Origin of the sequence: Pseudoalteromonas espejiana DSM 9414 (assembly GCF_002221525.1) — a bacterium.
In the GTDB taxonomy this organism is placed as follows: domain Bacteria; phylum Pseudomonadota; class Gammaproteobacteria; order Enterobacterales; family Alteromonadaceae; genus Pseudoalteromonas; species Pseudoalteromonas espejiana.
In genome coordinates this window covers 2,961,350-2,981,645 of the sequence record NZ_CP011028.1, presented here as the reverse complement: position 1 = coordinate 2,981,645, position 20,296 = coordinate 2,961,350, and the positions used below count along the sequence as shown (strand labels likewise).

Genomic DNA, 20,296 nt, shown 5'->3' with positions numbered 1-20,296 from the left:
TTTTTGCCACAATTGCTCAGCGGTTTGCCATTTTTGCTCCCCTTTGTTGCCACTTGCGGCTGTTTTAATAGAGTCATCAAAACAAAACATCACAAATTAAAACAAGTTTAAGAGGCCTACCATGAAGAAGACATTAATCGCATTAACGCTAGTAGCCAGTGTTTGTTCACCTGCATTTGCATCAACTGCTCACACGCCTTCTAAAGAGGCACATAAAGAAACCGCCATTGGTTTAGGAGCGGGCGCTATTATTGGCGGTGTAGTTGGCGGGCCTATTGGGGCATTTATTGGCGCATTTGCAGGGGGCTTAATTGGAGACTCTAAAGTAGCCGATGACAAAATAGCCCAGCAGCAACAAGCAATTACACTCATGCAGGAAAAAACCAGCGACTACATGTACGTGCTTAACCACAACAATAAGCTTGAGCAACAGTTAGAAGTACTTGCCAATCAAAATGAGCAATTAACCCAAGCACAAATAAAAAACCTACTTGCCATGACAGTGCAATTTAAAACGGGTTCAAGTGTTATAGCGCCGCATTTTGCGCAGCAGCTTGACCAATTAGTGACACTTTTAAATAACCAGCCACAACTGGCGCTTGATTTAAGTGGCTTTGCTGATCAACGTGGCGACGAGCAAGCCAACTTATTATTGTCTAAAGCGCGTGTAAATGCAGTGCAAAGTTACTTAATAAAGCACGGTGTTAGCCATAAACGTTTAAGCACGCAAGCATTTGGCGAGCAGCAAACATTAGCTCGTAGCAACACAGTTGAAGACAACTTTTTTGATAGACGCGTAACGCTTACCACTCGCGCAATAAATCCGGTAAATGGCCAAACGGCGAGTAACTAAATCAAACCGAATTTATGTAAAGCTAAGCGTTCGATGGAGTGATTTTATGTTGAGTAACCCAACCAAAATGCTTACTAAAGTAAGCATTTTTATTTTCTTAGTGAGTGTGCTGCTGGTAAGTTTTAATAGCCATGCACAATCCCCCAAGCTTGAACTTTTTGACAGTGGCGGCGCACCTGTAGCGCCAGCCATTATTTTAAAAAGCGACGCTAATATGACCTTAACAGGCTTAATTAACCATGTGGTAGTTAAGCAAACGTATCAAAACGAAAACCCGTTTGCGGTTAATGCGCGCTACGTTTTTCCGTTGCCTGATGAGAGTGCCGTGCACGCTATGACTATGCGTATAGGTGAGAGAGTCATTAAAGGCCAAATTGATAAAAAAGTAGAGGCTGAAAAAAAATACCAAGCAGCTAAAAAAGCAGGTAAGCAAACGGCACTCGTACGACAGCAACGCGCTAATATGTTTATTACCAACGTAGCTAATATTGGCCCTGGCGAGCAGGTAATTATAGAGCTTGAGTATCAAGAAATAATTGATTACAGCAGCGGTACATTTGCGATTCGTTTTCCTACGACTATTACGCCACGTTATCACGCGATTAGTGGTGAAGTTGAGTTTAATGAGCAAAACCAAACTCCCGTAAACACCGCACCAAGCGGCTGGTTAAGCCCTGTTTACAGCGTGCAAAGCGCGGCGCAAAGCCACGGCGATGCACCTAATAGCAAATTTAGCCTAAACATTGATATAGACGTAGGTTTAGAGCTGGTGGATATAAACTCTAAATTTCATAACGTAGATATTAATAACCCTGCATTTGGCCAATATACTATTGCATTAAATGAGAAAAATGCCATAAACCGCGACTTTGTACTTGAGTTTAAACCGCTTCAAAAAGAAAGCGCTCAGGCGGCATTTTTTACTCAGAAGTTTGAAAATGGCGACCGATACGGGCTTGCTATGCTAATGCCGCCGGGGGATCACTTTGTGCAAACGCAGTGCCTTCCTCGCGAAATGGTATTTGTTGTAGATACATCAGGCTCTATGCATGGGCAATCAATGGAGCAAGCTAAAAAGGCCTTATTTTATGCGCTTTCATTACTTGATAGCGACGACAGTTTTAATATTATTGGCTTTGATAATCACGTTACCCCAATGAGTGATAAACCTCTTATTGCCAGCGATTTTAATTTACGCCGTGCAGAGCGATTTATTTATAGCCTAGAGGCCGACGGCGGCACTGAAATACAAGGTGCGCTTAATGCAGTACTTGATGGCGGCAGCTTTGAAGGCTTTGTACGCCAAGTCGTATTTTTAACCGATGGCAGCGTAAGTAACGAAGATGCTTTATTTAAAAACATTCAGCGTAAATTAGGCGATAGCCGTTTATTTACTGTAGGCATTGGTAGTGCACCCAATAGCTTTTTTATGCGCCGCGCCGCTGATATAGGCAAAGGATCATTTACTTTTACTGGCAGCACAAATGAGGTGCAGCCTAAAATGCAGCTGCTATTTGATAAGCTTGCCCACCCAGCGATTACTAATTTAGCACTAAGTGATGAAAGCACTAACAGCTTAGATTTTTGGCCATCGCCCTTACCCGATTTATACTTTGGTGAACCAATTATGGTGGCTATAAAGCTTGATAACACAAACAATGTGGTACTTACTGGGCAAACCGCACAAGGTCCATTAAGTATTAAATTAAGTGCACAAAATAGTGCAAACGCAAAAGGGATTGATAAGTTATGGGCGCGTCAAAAAATCAAGTCGCTACTGTTATACAATGAGCAAAACGAAGTAAAAAACGAAGTACAAAACCTAGCTCTCGCCCACCAATTACTGAGCCCGTTTACTGCTTTTATAGCCATTGAACACACTCAAATTAAAGACGTAGCAAAGCAAACAGCACTAGCTAAAAACGCAGCGCCACAAGGGCTTGCTATGCGCTTACCACAAACCGATGGGCAAAGTAGGTTACATATATTACTCGGCTGTATTTTATTGCTTGGCTGTGGCGCGCTTAAAATAAACCGAGGGTTTAAATTAAGTTGGGAACATAAATGAAAAAGTGGCTAAGCGCAGGTTTATTAATTGCTGGGCTTGGATTATTTGGTCATGGTGTTTATATGCAAGCAAAGGCATGGCTTGCTCAAGTATTAATTGAGCAAGCATGGCAACAAGCACTAATGTCCCCAAGCGCTAAAGTAAAACCTTGGTTTTACGCCGACAGCTATGTAACTGCGCAGCTTAATTGGCCTAAGCATAATAAAACGCTAACTGTGTTGGCGGGGGCAAGCGGACGCAATTTGGCATTTGCCCCAAGCCAATTTTTACCCGCAGGGGAGCTTGGTGGTAAAGCGTACGGTAATCAAAAGGGCGCATTAATAGCTGGGCATAACGATACCCACTTTGCATTTTTACAAAACGCTAAAGTGGGGGAGACGTTCACTTTGCAATTGCAAAGCGCAGAGGTACAAACTTATAAAGTAACGGGGATTGAGATTATTCATCAATCCCAACATGAGTTTTTACAAACACCTGGGCTTTATTTACTTACTTGTTACCCTTTTGACTCGCTTGCTGCAGGGACTGATTTAAGGCTATTGGTTTCAGCTGAGCTAGTTGACTCTGCATCATTAAGCGGTATATCAACCACTAATTCTTGATGGCGCTGGCTTATCATTACCCCCGCAAACACGACAAATATGCTAACCCATTGCCACACATCGAGAACTTCACCCAAAATAATAGCTGATAAAATAAGTGTAAATATTGGGATTAAATTAGAATACGCCGCTGCGGTTAGCACCGATACTTTACCAATGGCGTAGTTATACATGCCGTAGCCACCAAGGGTGACGCATGAGCCTAAATATAAAATACTCATAAGCGCGGTTAAATCGTGTTGATTTTCGCTTGGTAGGTCGATAAAAAACAAAAAGGGCGCAAAAAACAAGCTTCCGCTAATACCTTGCAAAGCAATTAAAGTAAGTGGCGAATAGCGGTTTGCTAAATGCTTAATACTTATTGTGTAAAATGCTGCGCACACCATTGCCATGAGCTCTAAAAAATTACCCAGTAATGGGTTAGGCGCTTGGTCGGTATTAGGTGAAAGTAAAGTAAGTAAAATGCTGCCGCCAATACATAACGTAAAACCGACAACAATGGCTTTGCTTATGTACTCTTTAAGCATAAAAAACGCCAGTAACGCCACTATGATTGGCAAGCACGACACAATAACACCGGCCTGCGAGGCTGAGGTGTACTCCATCGCATGGCCTTCAAACAAAAAGTACAAGCAAGGCTCAGCAAGCGACATTCCTAATAAGTACTTCCAGTCACCTTTTAAATATTCAAACCGAATAACGTAACGCCACAAGCATAACGATAAAACTAACGTGGTAAGCATGCGTAAAAATATCACTAAGGCAGGGTCGTACACTGCAATAGCATATTTAAGTGCAATAAAAGAGCTGCCCCATAAAAAGGTGGCAATAATTAAACATAAACTGGCGGGCATAGCGGGTAATTTAAACAATAAAATATAATGCGATCCTAGCATGAATAATTTTAACTTGTTCAAAAATACCGAGCTGGTATAAGTTAAATTATCTAAAATTTTAATAGTAAAAAATAATGCAAAGGGAACAGGTAATAGTTGTAAAGCTTGGTACAAGCGTACTAACGGGCGGCACCGACAAATTAGATAAAGCCCATATGGTTGAACTGGTTCGCCAATGTAGCGAGCTTAAAAAGCAAGGCCATCAAGTTATATTAGTCTCCAGTGGCGCTGTTGCTGCTGGGCGCGAGCAACTTATTAAACCCTGTGGCCGAAGCCTAATAGATAAACAAATGCTAGCAGCGGTAGGGCAAGGCCAACTTATCCATATTTGGCAAAGCTTATTTGCTTTATATGGTATTAACGTAGGGCAAATGTTACTAACCCGAGCAGATGTAGATGACCGAGAGCGCTATTTAAACGCACGCGATACACTTAATGCATTAATAAGCCACGACGTTGTGCCTATTATTAACGAAAACGATGCAGTCGCTACAAGCGAAATTAAAGTGGGCGATAACGATAATTTATCGGCCCTTGTAGCCATTTTAGCTAATGCCAATAAGTTATTACTACTTACCGACCAAGAAGGCTTATTTACAAGCGACCCTCGCACCAATGCCGATGCAAAGCTAATTGATGAAGTAACCCATATAAACGATGAGCTACGTCAGCTTGCTGGTGGCAGCGGGACAAACTTAGGCACAGGCGGTATGGCCACAAAACTCCAAGCCGCCGACATAGCAAGGCGTGCAGGGGTTGAGGTTATTATTGCCAAAGGCGCTGGAAACAACGTTATTTTAAAATGCATGAGTGAGCAATTACCTGGTACGCGTTTTTTAAAGCTGACTGCGCCAAAAGATGGCCGAAAAAAATGGCTAATGGCAGGGCCTAAAAGCACAGGCCAAATAGTAATAGATACAGGTGCTATTGCTGCACTGCAAAACAAAGGCGCAAGTTTGCTCTCAAAGGGGGTTACAAATGCGTTTGGCCGCTTTGAACGCGGTGATTTAATAGACTTAATTGATACTAACAACCAAGTTATTGCACGTGGCTTAACACGCTTTAGCAGCGTTGAAGTAAATAAAATTAAAGGCGCGCATTCTAATCAAATAGGTGAGTTGCTCGATTTTGATAGTGGTGCCGTAGTATTACATCGCGATGACTTAGTGCTACTTTGAAGTTATTTTTGAATAGTTAAAAAGTATTGGTTAATTATTTAGTAAAATTGACGATTTTGTCTAAACTGATTGAAGTTAAAACAGTTTAGGCAAAATAATGAAGGCGAATAATTGCGGACACGAATGGATAGTTAGTCTTACTCAGCAAGAAGAAGAAAGCGACCTAGACACATCTTTAGTGCAAGTAATTTACGACCTTTTAGAAGTTAAAAACTTTGCTATTTACATTAATAAGCACTTTGACGCACAGATTGCAGCGCAACTTATAAATAAAAACACAACACTTGAACAACTCTCTGCTGAAGAATCGTTGAGACTAGTAGAAAAATTAAATGAAAACAAAGTTCGTATTACAAAACAATCAGATAAGGTTATAACTTACATTCCTGCTTATCATTTTGGCAAAGTGATTGGCGTAATTATAATAGAAACTGACGAAGAGCTACCCGACAGAGTCACCATGTTAGCTGTGCATATTTTAAATATTTACGCTAACCACCTCTCATTATTATATAAATCTCGCCAAGACCCTCTCACTGAACTTTTAAACAGGCAGACCTTTGATAAAAAAGTGATGGAAATTGTTTCTGGAAACGGTTTTTTAGAACCTAGAAGCGATAGCAAAGATACCCGAAACTGGTATTTAGCAATTATTGATATAGACCACTTTAAAAACGTGAACGACAACTTTGGCCACGTAATTGGCGATGAAGTTATTTTACTTGTTGCACAATTACTAAAAAATAACTTTAGGCTAGAAGATTATGTATTTAGATACGGTGGTGAAGAGTTTGCGGTGTTGTTTCAGGTTAATTCAGAGCAAGAGTGTAATATTGCCCTTGATAGACTGCGTACTAATATTTCGCAATACATGTTTCCGCAAGTTGGGCACTTAACCATTAGCATTGGTTTTTTAGAATTAAAAAATATGGACACAGTGTCGAGTATTGTTAATCAAGCGGATTTAGCGTTATACCACTCTAAAAATACAGGCCGCAATAAAGTTACGCCCTATAGCGATTTAGATGTAAGTGAAGAAGTGACAACCGATAATAGTATTGAGCTTTTTTGATTGTAAATTTGTGCTAAAATCTGGCTCCTTAAATTGTTGTAGGCAGAGCAAAAAACATGAAATTCGTTCGTTGGTTTTTAGGTTGTATAATTTTATTCTTTAATTTTGTATTTACTCCTCGCAGTAAAAAACGTGCAAGCGACGAGCAAGCAAAGCTTGATCTGCAGACCTCACAATTTAAACTTTATCAATTTAAATCATGCCCGTTTTGCGTAAAAGTACGCCGTGCTATTAAGCGCGAAGGCTTAAAAGTAGAAACGCGTGATGCAAAAAATAATCAGCAATATCGTCAAGAGTTGTTAGAGCAAGGCGGCAAAATTAAAGTGCCATGCCTACGTATTGAAAAAGATGGCCAAGTACAATGGCTATACGAATCAAACGATATTATTGCTTACTTAAATAAAGTAGCAGCTTAAACGTAACCATATAATTTTTATCTCACTTATTTAAAGAGACATTACCATGACAATCCGTACTCGTGTTGCCCCGTCACCAACAGGTGACCCGCATCTTGGCACAGCTTACATTGCTTTATTTAACTACTGTTTTGCTAAACAGCAAGGCGGCGAGTTTGTTCTTCGTATTGAAGATACCGACCAAGTGCGCAGCACACCAGAATCAGAGCAAGCTATTATGGATAGCCTGCGTTGGTTAGGCCTTGAGTGGGATCATGGTCCTGATGTAGGTGGTGATTTTGGCCCGTACCGTCAGTCTGAGCGCAGCGATTTATACAAAAAATACGCGCACCAGCTAGTTGAGCAAGGTAAAGCGTTTTACTGTTTTGCAACTAGCGAAGAGCTTGACCAAATGCGCGAAGAGCAAATGGCCGAAGGTTTGCGCCCTAAGTACGATGGTCGTGGTTTAAACCACACAGAAGACGAAATTAAAGCAAACCTAGCTGCTGGTAAGCCTTACGTTATACGTATGAAAATACCAAGCGAAGGCACCTTTAAGTTTAACGACTACCTTCGCGACGAAATTGAGATCCCGTGGGAAAACGTAGACATGCAAGTGCTATTAAAAGCCGATGGTTTCCCAACGTACTTTTTAGCAAACGTGGTAGATGATCACCACATGCAAATTAGCCATATTTTCCGTGGTGAAGAGTGGATAAACTCAGCACCTAAACTATTAAAACTTTACGAAGATTTTGGTTGGGAAGCGCCAGTATTAGGCCATTTACCATTATTGCGTAACCCAGATAAATCAAAGCTTTCTAAGCGTAAAAACCCAACTTCTATTAATTACTATAAAGAAATGGGTTACCTACCAGAAGCCGTGCTTAACTACTTAGGTCGTATGGGTTGGTCAATGCCTGATGAGCGTGAAAAATTCACCCTTAACGAGATGATTGAACACTTCGACATGAAGCGTGTATCGCTTGGTGGCCCAGTATTTGACGTAGACAAGCTAAGCTGGTTAAACGGGACTTGGATCCGCGAAAACCTAACCGACGAAGAGCTTGTGCAGCGCTTTGTTGATTGGAAGTTTAACGGTGACATGCTTGCTAAAGTATTACCAGAAGCTAAAACGCGTATTAATACGTTGTCGGATATGGTTGATTTAGCCGGTCACTTTGTTGGGGGGATTCCAACTTACGACCCAGCACTTTTAACTACGGGCAAAGCTGACGAAAACGTAATTCGCCAAGCGCTACAATTTTTTGTATGGCAATTAGAAGGTTTACGCAGCTTTGAAAAGCCAGCTATTTTTGCCATTGCAAAAGAAGTAGCGACATTCCACGAGCTTAAAATTAAAGACTTTTTAGAGCCAATATTTGTAGCAATCACAGGTAAAACTTCATCTACCTCAGTGCTTGATGCAATGGAAATTTTGGGCTCTGACCTATCACGTGCGCGTTTACGTGTAGCGCTTGCTCATTTAGGTATTTCTAAAAAGCAGGCTAAAAATATTGAGCGTGCGTACCGCACATACCCAAGTGCATAATCTTTAGTCATACTTTATAAAAAGCCGAGCTTATTAATTAAGCTCGGCTTTTTTGTTTCAGGCTGTTTGGCTATATGTCATGGTATTTTGATATTGTTTGGCGCAAGCATTCGTAATTTACAAAATGCTATAATGCTGCATGTAAACCCAAAGGAGCCAGTATGATTGCACCTGTAAAAAACAAAGCCTTATTTAGCAGTAATGCCTTTTCAATAAATTTAGTTACTTACCCTACAAACCACAGCGTGATGAACCATATTGACCCAGTGCAACAAGGGCGCTACTACAAGCTCAATTTTGTACTAGTAAAACCCAAAACTGGTGGGGTATTTAAATGCTCAAAATGCATTATTAATTGGTTTAACCGCGTGTATTTATTTAGACCCGATAAGTATGAGCACAGTGTAACTAAAATTGAGTCGGGCAAGCGCGTATTACTTAGCTTTGCATTAAATATTTAATGTAGGCAGTTAGTAATTATAGGCTTGGCCACTACAAAGCATTGCTTCATGGCAATAGCTTGTCGCTGTTTTACTACATGAATTAATAGTAAATGCATTTGCACCGCGATTAATTACATTGTTTTTTAACTCATGTATCGCGTTAGATTTAGCGCGGTTATCACTAATAGTTCCTTCAACATTGCGGTCGTGACTCATACAAATTTGACCTTCTACTCTTCCTAAAAGAGTAGCGCCACTTTCGTGTGCTTCTTGGTCGCTATAAAATTGTTGAAGATCTCCTCTTGCCACATGTTCACCGACTTTTTGAGATAAAACATCGTTATCTATATTGGTGTGAAAGGTCACGCCAGACGAGCATCCAGCTAATGTGGTTAGTATGCTTATTGTGGCAATAATTCGCATCATAGTAATTAGTCCTTTAATAATAAGTTTTCAATTATGTAACTAAATTACTAACAAAAACATAAGCGTGCAATGCTTACTCTTAAGTTAATTGTATGAATTTGTAAGTGATTCGACCTCTATTTAAATTTTTTCTGGTAGTATGGGTAAGTTATAAGCAGTTTAAGCAGTGAACAAACTATGTTAAGTCCTTACTTTCAGCAGCACGCTGATTATGTTTCTATCTCTCGTGAGCAAGGATGTCGCTTCGCAAAATGTGTTGCCGATGATTACAATCCACTTCATGACAAAGATGCCAAAAAGTTTTGCGCGCCAGGAGACTTACTTTTTTCTTTAGTGTTAGACCGCTATGGTATAAGTGAGCGAATGGAATTTACCTTTGCCGGTATGGTTGATGAAAACACCAAACTTAACTTCCCACAAGGGGATGACGAGTTTGATGTAACCAATGGCGATAAAGTTATATTAAAGGTAAAGCGCGAAGGTAAAACCAGTAAATGCCCAACACTTACTAATAGCCTAATAAAAAACTATGTTGAGTTTTCTGGTGCGGCTTTCCCGCATGTAATTATTCCACTAATGGGTAAGCAAGAGGTGATGATTAACCCTGCGCGCCCAATGGTTATTTACGAGTCGATGATTATTAACCTTGATAACATTGATATTCAAGCGCCTACGCTTGAGTTTGCTGAGCCAAGTTTTGAATACACAGGCAAGCGCGGCAAAATTACCTTGCGCTTTAATTTACTAGAAAACGGCGAAAAAGTCGGTTTTGGTGAAAAGCACATGGTGGTCTCGGGTATTCGTGAATATTGCCAAGCAACGGTTGATGACTTAATTGCGTTTTACAATGAGCGAAAAGCGACCTTAAAACCAGCTTAAAGCTGTATCAAATTAAATGAAGGCGCTAAATGCATTGTTATTTAGCGCCTTTTTTATTTGCTTGTCGGTTAGCTGCGTGGTTGAGTACTTTTGTGGGCTGGTTAATTTACGCAGTACAGTAATGTGCGTACAATAGCGCTCTTTGTTATTTTAAAGCTAAGCCTATGTCTGCTACATCGTTCTCATCTCTTAAACTCGATTCGTTATTATTAACAGCAATTGAGCAAAATAATTACACTACGCCAACCGCAATTCAGGCTAAAACCATTCCGCCTATTTTAGCGGGCAACGATGTAATGGGCAGCGCGCAAACAGGCACAGGTAAAACAGCGGCCTTTGTATTACCGCTATTGCATAAGCTTTTAAATACACCTAAAAAAGATGAACCAGGCATTGCCCGCATGGTCATTTTAACGCCAACACGCGAGCTGGCTCAGCAAGTGTTTGCAAGTTTTGAAAAGTACGCCCAAGGCAGCAACATTAATGGTGCTTTAGCGTATGGCGGCGCAAGCATTGGTCCACAAATTAAAGCACTTAAAACGGCGCAAGTGATAGTAGCAACACCAGGGCGCTTACTCGATCATATAGTAAAAGGCAGTGTGGTACTTTCAAGTGTTGATTCATTAGTATTCGATGAAGCAGACCGCATGCTCGACATGGGCTTTATTGACGAAATAAAACGTATTTTGCGCCACATTCCAGGCGATCGCCAAACTTTATTGTTTTCTGCCACATTTGACGACAGCGTGTTTGAGCTAAGTAAAAAGTTACTTAAAAACCCTGAGTTGATTGAAGTAGACAAACGTAACTCGGCTGCGGTTGAAGTCGAACAGGTTATTTATGCAGTAGATGAAGAGCGAAAACGCGAGCTGGTATCGCACATGATTGGCATGAAAAACTGGCGCCAAGTACTTATTTTTACGCGTACTAAACAAATGGCCGATAAGCTTGCCAAAGAAATGTGTAAAGATGGTTTAAAAACAGAATCCATTCATGGCGATAAATCGCAAGGTGCGCGTGACCGTGCACTACAAAACTTTAAAGAAGGCACTACACGGGTATTAGTTGCCACCGATGTAGCTGCACGCGGGCTTGATATTCCTGCGCTTAAATACGTAATAAACTTTGAGCTGCCATACATAGCAGAAGACTACGTACACCGCATAGGCCGCACGGGGCGTGCAGGTGAGCAGGGTCTGGCAATGTCACTTGTAAGTATTGACGAGCAATGGCTACTTGAAGAAATTGAAGTACTCCTTGATACCCGTTTGGCACCACAATGGTTAGAGGGCTACGAGCCAGATTTAAACAAGCCGCCTAAAGATAACCGTAAAAACACTAACAAAGCGCGTAAAGATCGTGACAAAAAGCGAATTACAGGGCAAAGAGCACCTAGTAAGCGACGCAGGAAGTAGCTTCAATAGCAATTATATGGCTATACTTAAGTTAACTACTCGCTGAGGTAAAGTTATGTTTGAAACGGATCAATGGGCATTTTCAGGTGTTGATGGCCAAATATCATTACATAAATGGCAAAAAACCATTGATCTTATTACGGGGCTTTTTTCGGCCCCTACTTGCTATATAGTTCAAGCAACAAGCAAGGGCTTTAGGGTTGTAGTTAGAAATAATGAGCAAGGCTCTCATTTTGAAACCAATCCAATACTCCCTCCGCAAACACCGCTATTTTGTAAACACGTAGCCGAAAACAACAATACCTTATATGTAAATAATGCCAGTAATGATGCGCAGTGGAGCACCATGCCGGAGGTTATTGAAGATAATGTTGAATCCTACCTAGGCTTGCCCATTCATTGGCCTGAAGGTGAAGTATTTGGCACCTTGTGTTTAAAAGATTCAAAGCAAACACATTACACCAACGAATACTTTGAGCTTATAGAGCAGCTGCGAGATTTAATAGAAGACGATTTAGCGCTTGTTTACAGTTTTGAGCAAATGCGCGAAATAGCAATGCTCGACTCACTCACAAATATTTATAACCGTCGCGCGCTTACCTTATTAGCCCAGCAAAAGCTTAACTTAGCGCTGCGTTTAGGCTTTGACGTATGCTGCTTGTTTATCGATATAAACGACTTTAAAAAATTAAACGATACTTACGGTCACGAGGCAGGCGATAAAGCGTTAATTATTTTGGCTAATACTCTAAAAATACATTTAAGAGATGCAGATATAGTAGGGCGTTTAGGGGGCGATGAGTTTGTGGCTGTAATGCAGGTAAGTGATAAAAGTAAGCTTAGTTATATTATTGATAAAATTACCACTGAGTATTCAAAAGCACTTATAAAAGAAAGTGTCTGCGATTTATCTCTTAGTATTGGTTACAGCTTTAATGAGAACCAAAAACAACCATTTGATGCATTACTCAATGACGCAGACCAAGCCATGTATAAAAACAAACAAGCCTATAAACAGGAGAAAAAACTTAACAATAGTACCAATCTGCAATAATACTTAATCATTTTTAGGGGCTAAACGTGTCGCTATCTGCGTTAAAAAATTCTCATTTAGAACAACTAAGTAGCGAATTTTTTGCCTTGCTATCAACACGCTTTTCCATCCTCAAAATAGATTACTTAATTATGCGGATTGGTATAAAAACAGTACACTTAAGCGTAGCAACAAAAAAGCAAGCCATTAGGCTTGCCAAAAAGGGTGGAAATAAGCCTTAAGCGATTTGTTTTTCGGCTAGATTTAATTCCATAATCGCTTTTAATAAACGGTATAAGTTTATTGATGCGTCAATTTCTTCTTTACGGTTTGTTAAGCTTTCAATATTTAAGCCCAGTGGCACATCAAGATGCGCACAGCTTTTAAGTATTAAGTCGAGGTTTTCGCGGCAAATACGTACAGATTCACTTAATGTGTTTTCTGCATCAAGCATGCGCCATTTAGTGGCCTCTGGCACTGAGATACCCAACCACTGCATAAAGTCTAAGGTTTTTTCGCCGCCGCACGGGGTAAACGTTAAAATAATACGTTTTGGAGCAATGCCTTGTGCTTTGCAGGTACGCGCGTAACTGGTGATTAAATCAATTGTGGCTTGCCCATCATAAACAGCCTGAGATATAAAAAACTGGCAACCTTGTGCCGTTTTTTCTATTAAGCGTTCGTGCTCATTTCGTTTACTAGAATGGCGTTCTGCAATAGTAACGCCACCTAAAAAAAAGTCATTACTTTGCTCTGCCAATGTTTTATATGCATCGGGTAGGCTTAGTTTTATATCACCCACCGATGATGGACTACCCACTAAAACTACATTTTTTAAATCGTAGTCGTTTTTAGTTTCGCTTAGCCACTCTTTAAATTCGCCTACGCCACGTTGCGCCACGCTTTTATAAGTAATTACATCTTGAGCAGATAAATTACGAAGTAATTGACTGTATTCACGTGGGTCTACAGTTTGCTTAAACGGAAATGGGCGAGCTTGGTTAGTGCGGCTGCTTTCGTCTTGAATGTCGTAAATTATTACGCCGTCGTATTCAATTTCGTGCAAGCGACCTAATAGCTTCTCTGCAATGGTTTTTAATTGCGCTTTATCGGTGCCAACTTTAGGCGGGGTAGTACCAATGAGATAAACACCTTGTTTGGTGTCTTCTATTTTCTCTTGAAGTGATAAAGCCATAATCCTCATTCCAGCTTAGTCCAATTTATGTAATTTAATATAGCAGCCATTTAGACGTCTAGATAGATTTATTTTATGAAAGTTTTTCAACCAAGATGAGGAATATTCATACTGATAATTTAATAAATTAGCCGATTGACACAGTTGTTTACATAAAAAATGGGCTAAAGCTCTTACATTTACTCGCTTTAAGGCATAATCGAATGTGAGTTAGTAATAAACCTAACAATAAATTTGCTCAATTTAAAAAGGGACAATAATGAAATTTAAATTATTAGCAACAAGCTTAGCGGTATCACTAGCGCTAACTGGCTGCGTAACACAGCAAAGCGAAAACACTCAAACAGCACAACAACAGCAAACAACAAAAGCTGATGAGCGTGTATTTTCGCAAGAATACTTAATTGAAGAGCTAGATAACGGCTTACGTGTAATGGTAGTTAAAACCGATTACCCCGATGTAGTTTCGCTGCAAATTCCAGTATCGGTTGGTTCGCGTAATGAAGTAAAAGAAGGTAAAACAGGTTTTGCTCACTTTTTTGAGCACATGATGTTTAAAGGCTCTAAAAAATTTCCGCAAGACGAGTACACCGCTGTATTTAAAAATGCAGGCGTAGATAACCGTGCATACACCACTAACGATTACACTAACTATCATTTAAACTTTTCAAAGCAGCACCTTGATAAAGTACTTGAAATTGAAGCCGATATTTTTCAAAACCTCACTTACACCGAAGAGCAATTTAGAACCGAAGCGCTTACAGTTAAAGGTGAGTATTTAAAAAATAACGCCAGCCCAATTCGTAAGTTATTAAGCGCCGTTCGCGAAGAAGCCTTTGATAAGCATACCTATAAACATACCACTATGGGCTTTTTTGAAGATATAGAAGCCATGCCAGATCAAATGGCGTACGGTAAAGAGTTTTTTGATAAGTTTTATAAGCCTGAATATGTATCGCTAGTGATTGTGGGCGATGTTGACCCTAATGCCACTATGGCAATGGTTAAAAAGCATTGGGGTGGTTGGGAAAAAGGCGATTACGTTGCCGATATTAAAGCTGAGCCAAAGCAGCAAGCGCCTAAATATATACATGAGCAAAACGAAGCCTTACCAGGGCATTGGTTACTTGTATCGTATAAAGGTGCGGCTTGGGAGCCTGCTAAAAAAGACAGAGCTGCGCTTGATTTAATCTCACAGCTTTATTTTTCAAACAACTCTGACTTATACCAAGAGCTTGTTGTTGATAAACAAATAGCCAGTCAAATGTTTACCTACAATCCAGAGACAAAAGATCCTGGCTTATTACATGTATTTGTAAAAGTAGAAAACGAAGAAGATTTAGCAAAAGCACGCGATGCAATTAACCGCACTTATGCAAAAGCACGCACTGAACTTGTTGATGAGAAAAAGCTAAGCGATTTAAAATCTAACCTTAAATACGGCTTTATTAATGGCTTAGATTCGTCTCAAGCGATTGCATCAACGCTTGCAAGTTACATGCATTTTGAGCGCGATCCAGAGGTTATTAATCAGCTTTATAAATCAGCCGACGACATAACCGCACAAGATATTAAAGCGGTTGCAAATAAATACTTTGTAGATGACTCGCGTACAACCGTGACCATGTCGGCACTTGATAAAGCCCCTGGGTTTGCAAAAGAGGTTAACTTAAGCGCAGAAGTTGCAAAGCTTGAGCAAGCGCCTGAGGCGCCCGTATTTAAAGTGCTTGATAAAACGAATAGCTCGCCGCTGATTGACGTAAACTTTTTATTCAATACAGGTGCAGCCGCAGACCCTCAAGGTAAAAAAGGGGTTGCTGCGCTTACAGCCGCTATGCTTGCTCAGGGTGGCTCACAAAGTACTAGTTACAAAGAAATTCAAAAAGCGCTTTATCCACTTGCGGGTAGCTTTGGTTATCAAATAGATAAAGAAATGCTGTCGTTCCAAGGGCGTATTCATAAAGATAACGCTGAAACATGGTATGCACTTATAAGCGATCAGTTACTTAATCCAGGGTTTAGAGAGGATGACTTTAAACGCCTTAAAAAAGAAATGATCGACGGTATTAAGTCGGGCTTAAAAGCCTCTAACGATGAAGAGCTAGGTAAAGAAGTACTTTACAGCACGCTTTATAAAGGCCATCCATACGAAAGCTACAACTACGGTGATATTTCTGACTTAGAAGCCCTTACCCTTGATGATGTAAAAGCATTCTACAACTCAGAGCTTACTCAATCTAAACTAACACTTGGTTTAATTGGCGCAGTGCCTAACGCACTTAAAGCAAATATTATGAGTGATTTAGCAACCTTACCTAAAGGTGAGCAAAGCCGTTTAAGTATTCCTGATGCGCCAGAACTTAAAGGCCATCATGCAACAATTGTTGAAAAGTCAGCGCAATCAACAGCGGTATCGTTTGGTTTCCCAATTGATACTATTCGCAGCAGCGAAGATTGGACAGCACTTTGGCTTGTGCGCTCTTACTTTGGTGAGCATCGTAGTTCTAACTCATACCTGTATGAGCGAATTCGTCAAACACGTGGTATGAACTACGGCGATTACTCGTATATTGAATACTTCCCGCGTGGCATGTTTCAAACGAAGCCTGATGCAAACTTAGGGCGCTCTGAGCAAATATTCCAAATTTGGTTGCGCCCGCTGCGCTCTAATAACGATGCACACTTTGCAACGCGTACAGCGTTGTTTGAGCTTGATAAACTTATTAAAAATGGCTTAACCGAAAAAGACTTTGAAGCAACTCGTAACTTTTTAATTAACTACGTACCTCAGCTTGTTGCAAGTCAAAACCGTCAACTAGGGTATGCACTTGATAGCGAATTTTACAACACAGAGTCGTTTGTAAAATACGTAACCAGTAAGCTTGAAAAGCTAACGCTTGCAGATGTTAATCGCGTGATCAAAGATAACCTGCAAACAGAAAACGTGCAGTACGTGTTTATTACAGGTGACGGCGAAGACATGAAAAAACGTTTAGCGTCAGAGCAAACCTCGCCAATGGTTTACAACACAGAAAAACCAGCAGAGCTTGTTGCTGAGGATAAAGTCATTGCCGATTACAAGTTAGCAATTCCAGCTAACAACATTGAAGTAATGGCCGTAGATAAAGTATTTCAGTAATTTAAATTCTTTTTCAAACATATAAAAAATGCCCCAGTGCTTATAGTGCTGGGGCATTTTTATTTTTAATTATAGTTACTGGGCATTAGTTAGTGGCTAAAAGCACTGAGCCTGCACCTAGAGCAAAGCTTATTAAAGAACTAATAACAACTCCCGCTAAAAAGCTTTTAGTTGGCGTACTTTTAACGTCATCATTTATAGGCTCATCAAGTTTAATTAGCTCGCCTTGGCGTACTTCAAGTACCGCACAAAGCGCCATCGTGGTTTCTTTAGAAGCGGCGCCTTCTTTTTCTACCCGTTGAATGGTCCGTAAGCTTACATCGCAGGCATCAGCGAGCTGTTGCTGTGTCCAATCTAACTTATTTCTAAGTGATTTAACTGTTGTAGGATTTAATTGCACGTTAAAGCTTCCCTACAAATAGTTCAACAATAGTTGCCGTTGCATAGCCAAACACCGCCCCACCTAATGTACAGCCAGCAATAAAAAATGCTGCCTTTTTAGGATCGTTCGGGAGGCTACATTGAACTTGTTTGTCTATCACGTTACCGTTTTTATAAAGAGTGCACTCCATGCGCCCTGTAAGTATATTAAGCATGTCATATTTTACTTGGTACTTTGAACCATCAAAATCAAAAGAGTGTGTGCTTGCACAGTTGATATTTCGTTTTTTACTGAATAGGTCATCGTTTACAAATACTTCTTCTTTACCAGTAAAGTAGCTTCCAAAACAGGCTATTTGATTGTCGCCATCTTGAAAGTAAAATTTATAACCAAGCTTTTTTGTATTTAATATATCGTTTTTCATCATCGTTATCCTTGTTGAGTTGATGATGCTAATTTAGCGTTTGTTTTTATTTTTTACGCCGTCAGTAGTATGCCAGTAGCTAGTTTGGCATATGACAGTAACTGTGTCATGCACTGTTACCTGCTGATTTTTAATGTAAAAGTAAATTTTTTTATATTTGAGGCAGATCATTTAACTGTCATATGGTGTATTACTTAGCATTAATAAATTAAGCAACTAACGTTTAGATAAATCAAGTAAAGCAATAATATTTTGTTAAAAAATTGTTAGTGATTATACTGGTAAACAACAAAGCTAAAATGGAAAGCTCGTGATTGACGATAAAGCGTTTTTTAAGTTGGTATTAGATACCACGCCCGACCAAGTAGTGGTTATTAATTCTGTTGGCGACATAGTATACGTCAATAGAAGCTGGCAAAACTTTGGTGAACAAAACGACTGTGCCTGCTGCGATATGTGGGAGCAACAAAATTACTTAGCAGAGTGTGAGAAAGCAGCACAAAAAGGAGATGATTTTGGTTTAAAAGCATTTAACGGCATTACGTCAGTTATTTCAGGAGCCAACAACGACTTTTATTTAGAATACCCGTGTCATAGCGAAGATGAAAAACGCTGGTTTATGATGCGCGTAGTATCGTTTAACCATTTAGAAAATGGGTATTACGCTATTAGCCATCAAAACATTACTGAGCGAAAGCTCGCTGAAGAATTAGTACAAAAGCAACTAGGAGTCGACGGCTTAACTAATATTGCAAACAGGGGTTACTTCGACGAGTTTTTAGTAAAAGAGTGGAATCGCTGTAAACGTTTAAATATGCCGCTTTCATTAGTCATAATCGATCTTGATGATTTTAAAATGCTTAACGATACCTATGGTCATCAACAAGGTGATACTTGCTTAAAAGAGGTCGCTAATTTACTTAATGATTTTGCTAAACGGCCAAGTGATTTATGTGCGCGTTTTGGCGGGGAAGAATTTGTTTTAGTGTACGGTAATACTAATTCGGATCAGGCTTGTAGTATTTTGTATTCTCTACAAAAAAAGTTAAGTGCATTAAATATTGATAACAAGCACTCTTTACCAAGCAAAACGTTAACGGTGAGTATTGGTTTAACAACAGTAATACCTTGCGATAACTTTACTACAGAGAGCTTAGTTAAAGAGGCCGACGACCTACTTTATAAAGCAAAAAACAACGGTAAAAACCAGCTATGTGTAAGTGATTTAGCCTTTGTGTAAAATACAGAACTGATTTTAAATAACAGTATAAAATTGCGTGCTTTATAAACATAAATAATACCTTTTTAAACTCGTTATAACTAATAACTAGAACAAATAGCTAAGGGATTAACACTTAAGGTGTTAAATCCGTTAAACTTGGCAAAGGGCACTTTATGCTTAACTTTTATATAGGTTAAGTAATTTACTAATGTATTGAACTATAAAGATAATTAAATTTATTATTTAGAATTCAGGTTACTTTATTTAAGGCAGTATTATGCGTCATGAAATTTGGCAACAGCTTCGTAGTGAAGCTAATGAAGTTGTAACTCGCGAACCCCTTTTAGCAAGTCATGTTTATTCGTGCATTTTGAATCATGAGTGTTTAGGTTCGGCGTTAAGCTTTATTGTTGCTAATAAATTGGCGGATGCTGTTGTGTCGGCATTTACAATTCGTGAATTGTTCGATCAAGCGTTTGTAAAGTGCGATCGCATGCTTACTCACGTAGCGCACGATATTAAAGCTGTAAAAGACAGAGACCCGGCAGCCGAAACTTACCTTACTGTTATTTTAAATTTAAAGGGGTTTCATGCTATTCAGGCACATCGTTTAGCTAACTGCTTGTGGCAACAAAACCGCAAAGAACTGGCGCGTTTTATTCAAAGCCGTACCTCTGAAGTATTTGGCGTTGATATTCACCCAGCTTGTAAAGTAGGGCAAGGCATTATGTTTGACCACGCCACGGGTATTGTTATTGGTGAAACAGCGGTAATTGAAGACAACGTATCAATACTGCAATCAGTAACGCTTGGCGGTACAGGTAATGAGCAAGGCGACCGTCATCCTAAAATTAGAGCCGGCGTACTTATTGGCGCGGGAGCCAAAGTGCTGGGCAATATTGAAGTGGGCGAGGGCGCGCGTATTGGTGCAGGCTCAGTGGTATTAACAGCTGTACCACCACATACCACAGCCGTGGGCGTTCCGGCTAAAATTATTGGCAGACCGGATTGTCCCTGTCCGGCGCAAAGCATGAACCAAAACTTTTTAACAACCCCAGAGCCCGAAAACGAATCGCATACCAGCGCTATGCTCTGAAACAACCAAAAAAGTAAATTTTAAAA

19 protein-coding genes are annotated in these 20,296 nt (G+C 39.9%); 14 read left to right on the top strand and 5 right to left on the bottom strand.

The genetic code is table 11. The features are described from left to right. The first annotated feature begins 121 nt into the window (after positions 1–121). Genes pdsO through PESP_RS13495 form a run of 3 tightly spaced genes read left to right on the top strand, consistent with a single transcriptional unit; the run spans position 122 to position 3,523 of the window. Positions 122–853, top strand: a complete 732-nt coding sequence (pdsO, locus tag PESP_RS13505) for a sortase-associated OmpA-like protein PdsO (protein WP_089348488.1) — start codon at positions 122–124, stop codon at positions 851–853. A gap of 46 nt (positions 854–899) precedes the next feature. Continuing rightward, entirely contained in the window at positions 900–2,921 is a 2,022-nt protein-coding gene (locus tag PESP_RS13500; protein WP_089348487.1) for a marine proteobacterial sortase target protein, read from the top strand. Continuing rightward, positions 2,918–3,523, top strand: a complete 606-nt coding sequence (locus PESP_RS13495; protein ID WP_089348486.1) for a class GN sortase — start codon at positions 2,918–2,920, stop codon at positions 3,521–3,523. The genes PESP_RS13500 and PESP_RS13495 overlap by 4 nt, the downstream gene beginning before the upstream one ends. Here PESP_RS13495 and PESP_RS13490 read toward each other — a convergent pair. Then, a complete protein-coding gene (locus PESP_RS13490) occupies positions 3,418–4,377 on the bottom strand; it encodes a DMT family transporter (protein WP_089348485.1) in 960 nt (319 codons plus the stop codon). The two genes, PESP_RS13495 and PESP_RS13490, sit on opposite strands and share 106 nt — an antisense overlap. Positions 4,378–4,493: 116 nt before the next feature. On the opposite strand from PESP_RS13490, the gene proB reads away from it, so the two are divergent. The 5 genes from proB to PESP_RS13465 all read left to right on the top strand — a co-directional run bounded on the left by proB (position 4,494) and on the right by PESP_RS13465 (position 9,077). Further along, a complete protein-coding gene (gene proB / locus PESP_RS13485) occupies positions 4,494–5,597 on the top strand; it encodes a glutamate 5-kinase (RefSeq protein WP_089348484.1) in 1,104 nt (367 codons plus the stop codon). 97 nt (positions 5,598–5,694) lie between these two features. Next, on the top strand, positions 5,695–6,669 hold the full coding sequence (locus tag PESP_RS13480) for a GGDEF domain-containing protein (RefSeq protein ID WP_089348483.1): 975 nt from the start codon (positions 5,695–5,697) through the stop codon (positions 6,667–6,669). Between the two features lie 56 nt (positions 6,670–6,725). After that, the gene (locus PESP_RS13475; protein WP_058547169.1) at positions 6,726–7,085 is read left to right on the top strand and encodes a glutaredoxin family protein; all 360 of its coding nucleotides are present in this window, start codon (positions 6,726–6,728) and stop codon (positions 7,083–7,085) included. A gap of 46 nt (positions 7,086–7,131) precedes the next feature. Continuing rightward, on the top strand, positions 7,132–8,616 hold the full coding sequence (gltX, locus tag PESP_RS13470; RefSeq protein WP_089348482.1) for a glutamate--tRNA ligase: 1,485 nt from the start codon (positions 7,132–7,134) through the stop codon (positions 8,614–8,616). A gap of 161 nt (positions 8,617–8,777) precedes the next feature. Then, the gene (locus PESP_RS13465; protein WP_089348481.1) at positions 8,778–9,077 is read left to right on the top strand and encodes a hypothetical protein; all 300 of its coding nucleotides are present in this window, start codon (positions 8,778–8,780) and stop codon (positions 9,075–9,077) included. Between the two features lie 9 nt (positions 9,078–9,086). Here the strand turns inward: PESP_RS13465 and PESP_RS13460 are convergent, their stop codons facing one another. Next, positions 9,087–9,485, bottom strand: coding sequence for a hypothetical protein (locus PESP_RS13460; RefSeq protein WP_089348480.1), 399 nt, complete (start codon positions 9,483–9,485; stop codon positions 9,087–9,089). Positions 9,486–9,662: 177 nt separating this feature from the next. On the opposite strand from PESP_RS13460, the gene PESP_RS13455 reads away from it, so the two are divergent. From PESP_RS13455 to PESP_RS13445, 3 genes are all read left to right on the top strand, one after another. Next, a complete protein-coding gene (locus PESP_RS13455; protein ID WP_089348479.1) occupies positions 9,663–10,364 on the top strand; it encodes a DUF3581 domain-containing protein in 702 nt (233 codons plus the stop codon). A gap of 164 nt (positions 10,365–10,528) precedes the next feature. Beyond that, entirely contained in the window at positions 10,529–11,779 is a 1,251-nt protein-coding gene (locus tag PESP_RS13450; protein ID WP_089348478.1) for a DEAD/DEAH box helicase, read from the top strand. Between the two features lie 55 nt (positions 11,780–11,834). Continuing rightward, on the top strand, positions 11,835–12,833 hold the full coding sequence (locus tag PESP_RS13445) for a sensor domain-containing diguanylate cyclase (protein ID WP_089348477.1): 999 nt from the start codon (positions 11,835–11,837) through the stop codon (positions 12,831–12,833). Positions 12,834–13,050: 217 nt separating this feature from the next. Here the strand turns inward: PESP_RS13445 and PESP_RS13435 are convergent, their stop codons facing one another. Beyond that, entirely contained in the window at positions 13,051–14,007 is a 957-nt protein-coding gene (locus tag PESP_RS13435) for a methylenetetrahydrofolate reductase (RefSeq protein ID WP_089348475.1), read from the bottom strand. 259 nt (positions 14,008–14,266) lie between these two features. On the opposite strand from PESP_RS13435, the gene PESP_RS13430 reads away from it, so the two are divergent. Then, positions 14,267–17,146, top strand: coding sequence for a M16 family metallopeptidase (locus PESP_RS13430; protein WP_089348474.1), 2,880 nt, complete (start codon positions 14,267–14,269; stop codon positions 17,144–17,146). An 85-nt stretch (positions 17,147–17,231) separates the two neighbouring features. On the opposite strand, the gene PESP_RS13425 is transcribed toward PESP_RS13430, so the two are convergent. Together PESP_RS13425 and PESP_RS13420 are read right to left on the bottom strand one after the other, a co-directional pair. Further along, the gene (locus PESP_RS13425; RefSeq protein ID WP_089348473.1) at positions 17,232–17,546 is read right to left on the bottom strand and encodes a helix-turn-helix transcriptional regulator; all 315 of its coding nucleotides are present in this window, start codon (positions 17,544–17,546) and stop codon (positions 17,232–17,234) included. Position 17,547: 1 nt separating this feature from the next. Then, positions 17,548–17,955, bottom strand: a complete 408-nt coding sequence (locus PESP_RS13420) for a hypothetical protein (protein ID WP_089348472.1) — start codon at positions 17,953–17,955, stop codon at positions 17,548–17,550. A 307-nt stretch (positions 17,956–18,262) separates the two neighbouring features. Here PESP_RS13420 and PESP_RS13415 point away from each other — a divergent pair, with 307 nt between their 5' ends. Next, positions 18,263–19,192, top strand: coding sequence for a sensor domain-containing diguanylate cyclase (locus PESP_RS13415; protein ID WP_089348471.1), 930 nt, complete (start codon positions 18,263–18,265; stop codon positions 19,190–19,192). Positions 19,193–19,451: 259 nt separating this feature from the next. Continuing rightward, a complete protein-coding gene (cysE, locus tag PESP_RS13410; protein WP_089348470.1) occupies positions 19,452–20,270 on the top strand; it encodes a serine O-acetyltransferase in 819 nt (272 codons plus the stop codon). Positions 20,271–20,296: the final 26 nt, after the last annotated feature.

What these genes read in the sequence shown, in the direction of transcription:
- pdsO (WP_089348488.1), top strand. Translation starts at nt 122, where the DNA reads ATGAAGAAGACATTAATCGCATTAACGCTAGTAGCCAGTGTTTGTTCA.
- PESP_RS13500 (WP_089348487.1), top strand. Translation starts at nt 900, where the DNA reads ATGTTGAGTAACCCAACCAAAATGCTTACTAAAGTAAGCATTTTTATT.
- PESP_RS13495 (WP_089348486.1), top strand. Translation starts at nt 2,918, where the DNA reads ATGAAAAAGTGGCTAAGCGCAGGTTTATTAATTGCTGGGCTTGGATTA.
- PESP_RS13490 (WP_089348485.1), bottom strand. Translation starts at nt 4,377, where the DNA reads ATGCCCGCCAGTTTATGTTTAATTATTGCCACCTTTTTATGGGGCAGC.
- proB (WP_089348484.1), top strand. Translation starts at nt 4,494, where the DNA reads ATGCAAAGGGAACAGGTAATAGTTGTAAAGCTTGGTACAAGCGTACTA.
- PESP_RS13480 (WP_089348483.1), top strand. Translation starts at nt 5,695, where the DNA reads ATGAAGGCGAATAATTGCGGACACGAATGGATAGTTAGTCTTACTCAG.
- PESP_RS13475 (WP_058547169.1), top strand. Translation starts at nt 6,726, where the DNA reads ATGAAATTCGTTCGTTGGTTTTTAGGTTGTATAATTTTATTCTTTAAT.
- gltX (WP_089348482.1), top strand. Translation starts at nt 7,132, where the DNA reads ATGACAATCCGTACTCGTGTTGCCCCGTCACCAACAGGTGACCCGCAT.
- PESP_RS13465 (WP_089348481.1), top strand. Translation starts at nt 8,778, where the DNA reads ATGATTGCACCTGTAAAAAACAAAGCCTTATTTAGCAGTAATGCCTTT.
- PESP_RS13460 (WP_089348480.1), bottom strand. Translation starts at nt 9,485, where the DNA reads ATGATGCGAATTATTGCCACAATAAGCATACTAACCACATTAGCTGGA.
- PESP_RS13455 (WP_089348479.1), top strand. Translation starts at nt 9,663, where the DNA reads ATGTTAAGTCCTTACTTTCAGCAGCACGCTGATTATGTTTCTATCTCT.
- PESP_RS13450 (WP_089348478.1), top strand. Translation starts at nt 10,529, where the DNA reads ATGTCTGCTACATCGTTCTCATCTCTTAAACTCGATTCGTTATTATTA.
- PESP_RS13445 (WP_089348477.1), top strand. Translation starts at nt 11,835, where the DNA reads ATGTTTGAAACGGATCAATGGGCATTTTCAGGTGTTGATGGCCAAATA.
- PESP_RS13435 (WP_089348475.1), bottom strand. Translation starts at nt 14,007, where the DNA reads ATGGCTTTATCACTTCAAGAGAAAATAGAAGACACCAAACAAGGTGTT.
- PESP_RS13430 (WP_089348474.1), top strand. Translation starts at nt 14,267, where the DNA reads ATGAAATTTAAATTATTAGCAACAAGCTTAGCGGTATCACTAGCGCTA.
- PESP_RS13420 (WP_089348472.1), bottom strand. Translation starts at nt 17,955, where the DNA reads ATGATGAAAAACGATATATTAAATACAAAAAAGCTTGGTTATAAATTT.
- cysE (WP_089348470.1), top strand. Translation starts at nt 19,452, where the DNA reads ATGCGTCATGAAATTTGGCAACAGCTTCGTAGTGAAGCTAATGAAGTT.